Raw genomic sequence first — 11427 nt, forward strand, 5'->3', positions numbered from 1 at the left:
GCCCCCACCTGCCTGCCCGCCTGGGCGCCCTGCCCGGCTCATCCCCCCTATCACCCGGACGCACGGCTCCCAGCAGGTTGCCTTGCGAGCCCGAGCCGCGCACGCTACAGCGTCCACGACATGCAGCCCTCCCGGCGAACCGAACCGTCCATGAGTCACGACACCCAGCTCTCCTCCATCGAGGACGCCATCGCCGATATCCGCGACGGCAAGTTCGTCATCGTCGCCGACGACGAGGACCGCGAGAACGAGGGCGACCTCATCATGGCGGCGGAGAAGGTGACGCCGGAGCACCTCGCCTTCATGGTCCGCTACACCAGCGGCATCGTCTGCCAGCCCATGCTGGCCGAGCGGCTGGACGCGCTCCGCCTGCCGCAGATGGTGGCGGACAACACCGAGTCGCACCGCACCGCCTTCACCGTCTCCGTGGACTACCGGCACGGCACCACCACCGGCGTGTCGGCGGCGGACCGCGCGAAGACCATCCGCGCGCTGGTGGACCCGAAGAGCGGCGCGGACGACTTCCTGCGCCCCGGCCACATCTTCCCGCTGCGCTACCGCGAGGGCGGCGTGCTGCGCCGGGCCGGCCACACCGAGGCCACCGTGGACCTGTCCCGCCTCGCGGGCCTGGAGCCCTCCGGCATCCTCTGCGAGCTGGTGAAGGACGACGGCACCATGATGCGGATGCCGGACCTGCAGACCTTCTCCCGGCAGCACAACCTCAAGGTCATCACCATCGCCGACCTCATCGAGTACCGCCGCCGCAAGGACCGGCTGGTGCGCCGCGAGCCCGGCCAGCACACCGTCACCACCCGCTACGGCGAGTTCACCGCCCTCACCTACGCGTGGCTGCCGGACAACGCGAAGTCGCTGGTGCTCGTGAAGGGCGACCCCTCGTCCAAGCCCAGCACGCTGGTGCGGCTGCACGCCGCGTGCGCCATGGGTGACGTGTTCGGCTCCCCGTCCTGCAACTGCAACGCGCTGCTGGACCAGGCGCTCGCGCGCATCGCCCGCGAGGGCACCGGCGTCCTCGTGTACCTGCCCGGCATGCACGGCGACGACTTCGGCATCCACCACAAGCGCAACAGCGACGGCAGCAGCGGCCCCACGCGTGGCCCCCAGGAGTCGCGAGATTTGGGCATGGGCTGCCAGATCCTCAACGACCTCGGCGTGCGCTCGCTCCAGGTGATGACGAACACGGACATCACCTACCGCGGGCTCGCGGGCTTCGGCCTCACCATCGACAAGCGCGTGCCGCTGCTCGCGGACTGAAGCACCGCGAGGGATGTAGCGCCCGTTCGCGAGCTACGCGCCCAGGTCCGCCAGGGCGCTCTTCACCGCGTCGAGGTTCGCGGGCAGCTCCACCGGCGGGTTGGCGTGGCGGCTCGTCACATCCGCCAGCGCGCCGCGGTGGTAGCCCACCTTGAAGTCCGCGAACTTCAGCCCGTGCGCGGTGGCGACCACCGCCACGCGGGAGCCCCGGGTGATGACGCCCTGGGCCACCAGCTTCTCCACGGCGGCCAGCGCCACGCCCGTCTGCGGGCAGGTGAAGGTGCCCTCGCGGTCCGCCCTCGCCGCGGCGTTGGACAGCTCGGACTCGGTGGCCTCCTCCACCACGCCGTCGAAGGCCTTGAGGATGCGCACCGCGCGCTTGAAGGACACCGGGTTGCCAATCTGGATGGCGGACGCCAGCGTCTTCTCCGCCTGCATCGGCACCAGCTCGCTGAAGCCGCCCCGAAAGGCCCGGGCCAGCGGGTTGGCGCGCTGGGCCTGCGCCACGGCGATGCGCGGCCGGCGGGTGATGAGCCCCAGCTCCAGCATCAGCTCGAAGCCCTTGCCCAGCGCGCTGGCATTGCCGAGGTTTCCGCCGGGAATCACCACCCAGTCCGGCGGCTCCCAGCCCAGGTCCTGGCACAGCTCCACGGCGACCATCTTCTGGCCCTCGATGCGCAGCGAGTTCATCGAGTTGGCCAGGTACAGCCCCGTGTCCGCCGTCACCGCCTGCACCAGCTTCATGCAGCCATCGAAGTCCGTGTCCAGCGACAGCACCCGCGCGCCGTTGGCGATGGGCTGCACGAGCTGCGCGAGCGACACCTTGTCGCGCGGCAGGAACACCACCGCGGGGATGCCCGCCGCCGCGCAGTAGGCGGAGAGCGCCGCGGACGTGTCACCCGTGGACGCGCACGCCACCGCGCGCAGCGGCACGCCCTTCGCGCGCATGTGCTTCACGGCGGAGACGAGGACCGTCATGCCCCAGTCCTTGAAGCTCCCCGTCGGCGAGACGCCGCACTCCTTCAAGTCGAGCGCCGCCAGCCCCAGCTCGGACGCCATGCGCGGCAGCGGCTTGAGCGGCACGCGGCCCTCGCCCAGGGACACGATGTCCTCGGTGGGCAGCTGCGGGTACGCCCACTCGCGCTTGCCCCAGACGCCGGAGCCGTCCGGCAGCCGCGACGTGCCGAAGCGCGTCTCGAAGCGGCGCTTCCACTCCGCCGCGGGCACGGTGCGAAGGGCCGCCACGTCGTGCGACACCTCCAGCAGCCCCTCGCAGCGCGGGCACCGGTACACCACGTCCAGCAGCGAGGCGCGGAAGTCACAGCCCTCGCTGCACGCGTACTCCGCACGAAAGTCCGGCATGGGTCCTCAAGCCTCCGCCTGGGAACGGGTCCCACACTCCGAGCAGGCCCTCCCGCGACGCACCCGCGTTTGGCACGAGGTGCAGTTCGTCCAGCCGTCGTCGTCATCGGCCCGCTTCGCGCCGGCCGCCGCGGTCGCCGCCGGGCGCGCCTTGGGCAGCCGCATGCCACAGCGGTCACACAGCAGGCCGTCCGCCTGCACGTTGCGGCAGTAGCGGCAGACGACGGCGCCCACGGGCGCGGCGGTGCGCACGCCATCGTCCTGCGCGCGGCCGGTGTCCAGCTCCAGGAGGGGCGCCACGGGCACGGCGCCGATGTCCCTCGCGCGGGTCAGCTCCAGGTCGGGCACCACCTGGGGCGGCAGGTCCGGCCCCGCCTTCTGGCGCGTCAGGTCCAGCTCGGGAATCGCGGCGACCTGCACCGGCGCGCGGCCCCCCGTGTGCGGGGTCAGCTCCAGCTCCGCCAGGGGCGCCACGGGAGCCACGTCGAGCTCTGGCGCGGGGAAGACCCGGCCACAGACTTCGCACTCGGTCCCCTCGGGCTGAACGTGGTCACACAGCGAGCAGATGATCATGGTGCGCGAACGTTAGCGGGCCGCCACTCTCGGGGGCAACGCGACTTCCGGCCCGGTTCGAGCGGACGAGCAGACAGGCGGCGGGTCCGCTTCCACCCAAGCCCGCGACTACTCGGTGGGGAGCGCCTGCCCCGTCATGGGGACGAAGCGCACCGGCAGCAGGCGCTCGACGGTGGGCAGCTCCCCTTCGCGCCGGGCGCGCTGGATGCGCAACAGCTCCTGCGAACCCGCCATGGGGCCCACGGGGAGGACCATGAGACCTCCCCGCCGGAGCTGGGACAGCAGCGCCAGGGGCACCTCGCTGGGAGCGGCGGCGGCGAGCACCGCGTCGAAGGGCGCCTCCTCGGGCCAGCCCAGGGAGCCGTCCCCCAGCCGGAAGTACACGTTCTGGAGGCCCAGCCGCCGCAGCCGCCGCCTCGCGGACAGGGCCAGCTGCGGGACGATCTCCACCGTGTACACCTCGCGGCAGAGCAGCGAGAGCACCGCCGTCTGGTAGCCGGACCCCGTACCAATCTCCAGCACGCGCTCGTACCCTCGCAGCCGGAGCGCCTCGGTCATCAGCGCCACCACATAGGGCTGGCTGATGGTCTGCCCGTAGCCGATGGGCAGGGGCGCGTCCGCGCCGGCCTCGCCGCGTGAATGCTCCGGGACGAAGTCCGCGCGGTCCAGCCGGGCAATCGCCTCCAGCACCCGCCGGTCGCGGATGCCCTGCCCCGCCAGGAACTCGGCTCGGCCCCAATCGCCCATACGATGACAGTAGTCATCCGGGGGCAAGCAGGCACGAGCACTCGTCCTTCAGGTGCTCCCACGCTCCCCGCGCAGGCGGTGGAACGGTTCCTCCACCGTTCGGACCGCCGCCAACGTGGGCCTACCCCACACGGGCCAGGGCGAGCCGCCCCTCCCACCGCTCCTCGAGCGCCTTCACCAGCCCCTGGTGCTCGCGGGCCTTGAGCGCGGGGTCCTGCGTGAGGATGCGCCGGGCCTCCCCCTGGGCCATGGACAGCAGGTCTCCGTCCCGGGCGAGGTTCGCCACCGCCAGCTCGGGCAGGCCGCTCTGGCGCGTGCCCAGGAACTCGCCGGGCCCGCGAATCTCCAGGTCCTTCTCCGCGATGACGAAGCCGTCGCTGCTGCGCTCCATGACGCCCAGGCGCTCGGTGGACTCCCACGAGCGCGCGGCACCGGCGATGAGGAAGCAGTAGCTCGCGGCGGCGCCACGGCCCACGCGCCCCCGGAGCTGGTGCAGCTGCGACAAGCCGAAGCGCTCCGCGTGCTCCACCACCATCACCGAGGCATTGGGCACGTCCACGCCCACCTCCACCACGGTGGTGCACACGAGGAGGTCCAGCTGCTTCTCGCGGAACGCCTCCATGACGGCGTCCTTCTCCTCGCCCTTCATCCGCCCGTGCAAGAGCCCCACACGCGCCTGGGGGAAGACCTGCCGCAGCTTCTCCACGCCCTGGGTGGCGTCCTGCAGGTCGAGCTTCTCGGACTCCTCCACCAGCGGATACACGACGTAGGCCTGGTGGCCCTTGGCCAGCTCGACGGCCATCGACTCGTAGACGCGGGCGCGCTGCTTGTCGTTGAAGACGCGCGTGGCGATGGGCGTGCGTCCGGGCGGCAGCTGGTCGATGACGGACAGGTCCAGGTCCCCGTACAGCGTCATGGCCAGCGTGCGCGGAATGGGCGTGGCCGTCATCACCAGCACGTCCGGCTTGGGCCCCTTGCTCATCAGCGTGTGGCGCTGGAGGACGCCGAAGCGGTGCTGCTCGTCGATGACCACGAGCCCCAGCCGCTGGAAGGCCACGTCCTCCTGGATGAGCGCGTGGGTGCCCACCGCCAGGTGGATGTCGCCGCGCGCCACCGCGTCGCGGCGCTCGCGCTTGGACTTCGCCGTGCCCGCCGCGCTCAACAGCCCCACGCGGTAGCCCAGCGGCTCCATCACCTTGCGGAAGTTGCGCTCGTGCTGCTCGGCCAGGATTTCCGTGGGGGCCATGACGGCCACCTGGTAGCCCTGCTGCAGCGCGATGAGCGCCGAAATCATCGCCACCGCCGTCTTGCCGCTGCCCACGTCGCCCTGCACGAGCCGGTTCATGGGCTCGGGGCGGGCCATGTCGCGGGCAATCTCCTGCACCACGCGCGCCTGGGCGTCGGTGAGCTGGAACGGGAGCGCGGCGCGGGCCTTGTCCAGGCGGGCCGGGGACACGTCGAAGGAGATGCCCTCCTCCGCCTTCACGCCCTGGCGCTTGAGGGCCATGCCGAGCTGGAGGAAGAACAGCTCGTCGAACGCGAGGCGCCGGTGCGCGTCGCTCTGGTGCGTGTCGAGCGCCTCCAGGTCCGCCTCGCCGGGCGGAAAGTGGATGTAGCGCAGCGCGTCCGGCAGGCCCATCAGCTCCATGCGGGCGCGCAGGTCCGCGGGCAGCGGGTCCTCCAGCGCGTTGGCGTACTTCTCGCCGACGAGGGCGGCCAGGTCGCGGAAGGAGCGCTGCTCGGCGCGCTCGAAGCCCGGGTAGATGGGGACGATGCGGTTGAAGTGGACGGAGGAGGACTCGATGTCCTCTGCGGACTCGAGTTCCGGGTGGGCCATCTCCCGGCCGCTCATGGTGGCGCGCACCTCGCCGGAGAGGACGATGCGCTTGCCCACGGTGAAGCGGCTCTTCAGCCACGGCCCCGCGTTGAAGTACGTGGCGGCGATGCTGCCCGAGCGGTCCGCCACGACGGCGCGGAACATGCGCTTGCCCCCGCGGCCGGGCACGAAGTCCGCGGCCCTCACGACGCCCACGGTGACGCCGCGCTGGCCGGGCTCCAGCTCGGCGATGGTGCACAGGCGGCGGCGGTCCTCGTAGCAGCGCGGGAGCAGGAAGAGGATGTCGCCCAGCCGGCGCAGGCCCTTCTTGTTGAGGGTGGACACCAGCCGGGGCCCGAGCCGCTTGTCGAGCGACTTCAGCGGCATGGACAGCGGGCCCGTGCGGGGGGCGATGGACAGCAGCTTCGCCTCGGAGCGGGAGGCCTCGGCCGCGGCGGCGCGCTTCTTCTTGCGCTCCGCCTTCTCCTTGCGCGTCTTGGCTCCGGGTGCAGCCAACGCCTCGGTGTCGACGAGCGTGGCCTGCTTCGGCGGCGTCCGGGCCGCGCCCTTCATCGGCGGACCGTTCGCGGCGTCCACACCGCGTAAGGGAGCGCCAGACGCGGACGCGGAGACGCGGGAGGCTCCACCCGCACGCGCGGCGGGACTGGACACGGGCGCCGGGGGACGAGTGCCGGCGCCAGCTCCGGGGCCGAGCCCCAGCGCGAGCGTCCCCGGCGTCGCATTGGCAACCCCCGGGCCACGAGCGGAAGCGCCTGGTGCCGAAGGAGTGGCGCGGGAAGACTCGCCGGCCCCCTGCGCCGTGACAGAGGCCGGAGGCCTTGGCGCGGGCACCATCGCTCCGGACGCGGAGACACCGGGCTTCGCGCGCGCGGCCCCACCGGCTCCGCGCTCCTCTCCAGGAGGTGCCGACTTCCCACGGGGAGTCGCGGGCACGGGCTCCACGGATTTCCACGGAGGCACATAGCCCGGCGGCGTCGCCCCGGAGTCACCGACCTCCAGCAACGACATGGGAACGCCCTGGGCCGGCGTGGTGCGAGGCCGAGGCTGCGCCCCCGCTCCTTCCCGCCCGAGCGCCCGAGCCTCTCCAGCCCGAGGCCCCCGGGCCGCATCGCCCGTGGGCCGCGAGCCCTGCCCCGCCGGGCCACCCGCCGCGAGCGCGCCTTCCGCGTCGGAAGCCGTGCTCGCGCGAGCCCCTGTCACTCCCTCCAACTCCGCCGGGAGCGCCACGCCGCTCATCTTCAACCCGGCCACCACGTGCCGGAGCGCGGCCTTGCGGCGCTCGGGAGCGGGGTCGTCCACGTAGGGCAGCGCCGCGCGCAGGTGTGCCAGGGCCTGGGCATCCACGCCGCTGGCCCCCGCGAGCGCGTGCTCCAGCACCGGGCGCAACGCCTTCACGGTGGCGAGCATCGCGAAATCGCGCTGGCACGCGTACCGGAGAGGTCCAACGAGGCTGGCGAGCGGATGGTTCACGCGCGGGTCTCAGCGCTCATCCTACGGAACAGGGGTGACGTTCTCCCGGGAAACGAGACCGGGGGAGCGAGCCCGTGCCCGCTCCCCCGGCAGCCCCCCGAGGGGGAGTCCTGATCAGCTCTCTCAGGCCGGCGAGCCCTCTTCCGGATCCTCGAAGCGGATCTCCGTGATCTCCAGCTCGCGCGTGCCGCCCGGGCTCTGCACCGTGGCGACGTCGCCCACCTTCTTGCCAATCAGCGCGCGGGCCACCGGCGAGGTGACGGCGATCCACCGCTTCTTCAGGTCGGCCTCCAGCTCACCCACGATGCGGTAGGTCACGGGCTTGTCCGTCTCCGTGTCCACCAGGTCCACCGTCGCACCGAAGATGACCTTGTCGCCGCCCAGCTTGGAGGGGTCGATGACCTCCGCGCGGGCAATCCAGTCGTTGAGGTCCAGGATGCGGCCCTCGATGTGCGACTGCTTCTCCTTCGCCGCGTGGTACTCGGCGTTCTCACGCAGGTCGCCGTGGGCACGGGCGACCTCGATCTCACGCGAGATCTTCCCCCGCTCCACGGACTGGAGGTGCTTGAGCTCCTCCTTCAGCTTGCGCAGTCCGGACGGGGTCATCGGGATGTTGTCGCTCCCGCTTGCCATCGACAGCTCCTTCCACCACTCCCAAGGTTCAATACATCGAGGGCCGGCGCTCCTCCCGGAGCCCGGCCCCCACCACGAAGGCCCCAATGTAGGGAACCACTGACAAGTTGGTCAACGAAAGCCGTACAGGGAATTGGGGGCCGTGCTGTGCGCGCGCCCTATGACCCGGTAGTCTGCCCGCGTGCTGTCCGTCCAGGAATTGCGCAGCCTCGCCGCCACCCTGCCCTCCACCACCTTCAAACAGCAGCTCGGGCCGTTCGCGCTCGTCCAGCGCCCACCGTCCGAGTCCGCCTCCGCCGTGCTCGCGCCCACGCGCATGGCCACGTCGGAGGAAATCCAGCAGGGGATGCTGTCCCTGCTGTTCGAATTCGAACAGCTGCGGGTGGCCACGCTGCCCCCGCTGGCCGCCACGGACCGGCTGCGCATCGGCCGGCGGATGGACTGCGACCTCGTCATCGACGACGCGTCCGTGTCCAAGATGCACGCGGAGTTGCGGTGGGACGCGTCCCAGCAGCGCTGCACCGTGCAGGACCTGGGCTCCACCAATGGCACCTTCCTCAACGCCCAGACGCTGGGCGGGCGCGAGGCGACGCTCCGCGATGGCGACATCCTGAGCTTCGGCAACGTGCAGTTCTGGTACCTGCTGGCGGAGACGCTGCACGAGCGGCTGCGCGCGGGCGAGGCCACCGGCATGGGCTCCCGCAGCGGCTGAGAGCCCCGAGGGAGACACGGTGTCCGGCGAGACGAACCTGGACGTGCTGCTGAAGTCGATGCGGCCGGTGCTGCGGGACGGCGAGTACGTCTTCTGCACCCTGCCCCATCCGGCCGCGCCGGACCTGGGCGCGCTCGCCCCCGTGGGCCTCTTCCACGAGGACGAAGGCCTCACGCTCCTCCTCCGCCGCGAGCGCGCCGACGCGGCGGGCCTTCGGTACGCGGGGACGTTCCGCTGGCTGACGCTGTCGGTGCACTCCAGCCTGGAGGCCGTGGGCTTCATCGCCGCCGTGTCCACGCGGCTGGCCGCCCACGGCATCGGGGTGAATCCGGTGGCCGCGTACTTCCACGACCACCTCTTCGTCCCCTCGGCCCGCGCCACGGAGGCGCTGGCCCTGCTGGAGTCCTTCGCGCGCTGAAGCGGCGTCAGTCCTTGTGGAGGACGGCCGACTCCCCGACGAGCCAGACGTCCGAGGCCGACGGCGCCCACACGCCCTGGAGGGAGTGACGGGTGCCGGTGCGCTCGGGGACCCACCGCGAGCCATCGAGCCGCAGCAGCGTCCCCTCGTCGCCGACGACCCAGACGGCCGTGGTGGACACGCCCCACACCGCGTGCAGGTTCACCTGCGTGCCACTGTCCACGGGGAGCCAGGCGGTGCCGTTGAAGCGCAGGAGCGTGCCGGCCTCGCCCGTGGCCCAGATGTCCGTGGGCCCGGAGCCCCAGACGCTGGTCAGGTTCCGGGTAGTACCCGAGGTCATCGGGCTCCAGGCACTGCCATTCCAGAGCAGGACGGTGCCCTCGGCACCGACCGCCACCGCCAGCGAGGGGCCGTGCACCCAGACGTCATTCAGGGTCTTCGTCACACCGGTGACCACGCGCGTCCAGCCGGTGCCATCCCGATGCAGTGCCTCCCCCTCCTTGCCCACCGCCCAGACATCCGCCGCCGAGGAGCCGTGAACGGACATCAGCGCCTTCGGGTCCAGGGCCGATTCCTCGGCGAACGTCGAGCCATTCCAGCGGACGACCTCGGAGCTGAGCTCGTTGGACACCATCCAGGTCTCCGTCGGCGAGGCGGCGTAGACGCCCTGGATGTCGTCGGCGGTGAGCACGGCGGGGTCGAACGCCTTCCAGCCCCCTCCGTTCCAGTGCAGCACCTGTCCGTCGCTGTCCACCACCCAGACGTCCGCGGGGCCACTGCCGTGGACATCCCTCGCGGTGTTCACCTCGCGCGCAGGGACCTTCGTCGACCAGGCCGTGCCATTCCATCGCTCGACGAGACCATGGTCGCCGAAGAGCCAGACGTCGTCCGGGCTCGCGCCGGCCATGACGCCGTCGCGGCCGGAGGCGAGCTTCCGCCAGCCCGCGCCGTCCCAGCGGTAGCGCGAGCTCTCGCCCACGACCAGCGCCATCGACGGTGCCGCGGCGAACACGTGGAAGAACCGGTCCGACATGCGCAGACGCTCCTCCAGACCGAGGCTGGAGACGCGGTAGATGATGCCGTAGTCGTCACAGAACAGGCAGGGGTCGTTGGAGGTGACCGTCCAGACGTCGTTCGGCCCCGTGCCCGTCACCTCGTAGAGCGGCAGGTTCGTGCCCGCGTCGAGGGCCGACAAGGCATTGCCATCATGGTGGAGCAAGGTGCCGCGCTGCCCCACGAGCCAGACGTCCCCCGGACCGCTGCCCCACACGTCGTTGAGGTTCTGGGGGGTGCCCGCATCCTCCGCCTGGAAGCCGCTCCCACGGTCTCGCAGCACCGTGCCGGTGGCGCCCACCGCCCAGAGGTCATTCGCGCCCGAGGCCCACACGGAGTTCAGGTCCCGCTGCGTTCCGGTGCTCACCGGCGAGAAGGCTCCACCCGAGGAACGCACCGCGGTGCCCCCTCGGCCCACCGCCCACACCTCCGTGGCGGAGAGGGCATGGACCCCGCGCAGCTCCGACGTCGTCCCGCTGGCGACGGGCGTCCAGCGCGTGCCGTCCCAGTGCTGGATGTGACCGGACTCCCCCACTGCCCAGCCATCGTTGGGCGCGAGGAAGTGCGCGCCCAGCAGCTGGTGACCATGGGGGAGCGGATACTCCCAGCACCAGCCGTCCTCGCTGCACAGGCGATTGGCCTCGGGAATGGCGCAGGTGGTGGGATTGCCTCGCCCACCACAGACCTCCGGATCCGCGCACGGGCCGCCGCAGGGTCCCGCGTCCGCTCCCGCGTCCAGGATGGAGCCCGCGTCGGGAGTTTCGTTCGGTGACGGCTCCTCCTCGTCCGAACAGCCGGCGCAGACCAGCGCCCCCATGAGGACCAGTGCGAACGGCAGCCCCTTGCGCCCTACCTGGGCACCAATACGCGCCCGATCTCGGTGCGAAGCGGCTTCCGCACCTGCTGCGAAGAAGTTCTCACGGAACATGGGAGCTCCCTTCGACTGCGTGAACAGACGGGTGGCGTGGCTGTCGCCGTCGCGTACTCGTCAGCGGTGTATTGCAATCAACGAACCGGCCTGGATCTCCGCCCCCGGGGCACGGAGCGGAAAGGCAGACAGCGGGCCATCGCCGGAGCGCGTCATGCCGCGAGTGGGAGATCCACCTCGCCGCGCCGCCACGGTGCGGTAGTCTGCCAAGCCGTTGGAATCACGCAGGTAGCCAGGGAACCGAGGCCGGCTCGGTGCCGTCGCTGACGAGGGGTCGAGGGAATGGCGGTCGAAGGTGAGGAGCAGGAGCTGCGGGACGCCATCCGCAGGTTGGAGTCGACCGTCGCATCCCTGGAAGCGCGCCTCGCGCGGCTGGAGTCCGCGGGTGCCCCCCGCGCCGTCGAGGCCCTGTCTCTTATACA

General features: G+C 71.6%; 9 protein-coding genes. 3 read left to right on the forward strand and 6 right to left on the reverse strand.

The genetic code is table 11. The features are described 5' to 3' along the window. The first annotated feature begins 120 nt into the window (after positions 1–120). A complete protein-coding gene (ribB, locus tag HG543_RS45370; protein ID WP_169351201.1) occupies positions 121–1272 on the forward strand; it encodes a 3,4-dihydroxy-2-butanone-4-phosphate synthase in 1152 nt (383 codons plus the stop codon). A 33-nt stretch (positions 1273–1305) separates the two neighbouring features. Here the strand turns inward: ribB and thrC are convergent, their stop codons facing one another. The 5 genes from thrC to greA all read right to left on the reverse strand — a co-directional run bounded on the left by thrC (position 1306) and on the right by greA (position 7894). Continuing rightward, positions 1306–2634: a threonine synthase gene (gene thrC, locus HG543_RS45375; RefSeq protein WP_169351202.1), complete on the reverse strand. Its 1329-nt coding sequence runs from the start codon at positions 2632–2634 to the stop codon at positions 1306–1308. 6 nt (positions 2635–2640) lie between these two features. Next, positions 2641–3117, reverse strand: a complete 477-nt coding sequence (locus tag HG543_RS45380; RefSeq protein WP_371876542.1) for a hypothetical protein — start codon at positions 3115–3117, stop codon at positions 2641–2643. Positions 3118–3315: 198 nt separating this feature from the next. After that, positions 3316–3954: a protein-L-isoaspartate(D-aspartate) O-methyltransferase gene (locus tag HG543_RS45385; RefSeq protein WP_169351204.1), complete on the reverse strand. Its 639-nt coding sequence runs from the start codon at positions 3952–3954 to the stop codon at positions 3316–3318. A 121-nt stretch (positions 3955–4075) separates the two neighbouring features. Beyond that, entirely contained in the window at positions 4076–7198 is a 3123-nt protein-coding gene (gene recG, locus HG543_RS45390; protein ID WP_439332618.1) for an ATP-dependent DNA helicase RecG, read from the reverse strand. Between the two features lie 186 nt (positions 7199–7384). Beyond that, on the reverse strand, positions 7385–7894 hold the full coding sequence (greA, locus tag HG543_RS45395; RefSeq protein WP_169351206.1) for a transcription elongation factor GreA: 510 nt from the start codon (positions 7892–7894) through the stop codon (positions 7385–7387). 181 nt (positions 7895–8075) lie between these two features. On the opposite strand from greA, the gene HG543_RS45400 reads away from it, so the two are divergent. After that, entirely contained in the window at positions 8076–8606 is a 531-nt protein-coding gene (locus tag HG543_RS45400; RefSeq protein WP_169351207.1) for an FHA domain-containing protein, read from the forward strand. A gap of 19 nt (positions 8607–8625) precedes the next feature. Next, on the forward strand, positions 8626–9024 hold the full coding sequence (locus tag HG543_RS56900) for an ACT domain-containing protein (protein WP_169351208.1): 399 nt from the start codon (positions 8626–8628) through the stop codon (positions 9022–9024). A 7-nt stretch (positions 9025–9031) separates the two neighbouring features. On the opposite strand, the gene HG543_RS45410 is transcribed toward HG543_RS56900, so the two are convergent. Next, a complete protein-coding gene (locus tag HG543_RS45410; RefSeq protein ID WP_169351209.1) occupies positions 9032–11005 on the reverse strand; it encodes a beta propeller repeat protein in 1974 nt (657 codons plus the stop codon). Between the last annotated feature and the right edge of the window lie 422 nt (positions 11006–11427).

The sequence above is a fragment of the Pyxidicoccus fallax genome (assembly GCF_012933655.1).
Classification (GTDB): Bacteria; Myxococcota; Myxococcia; order Myxococcales; family Myxococcaceae; genus Myxococcus; species Myxococcus fallax.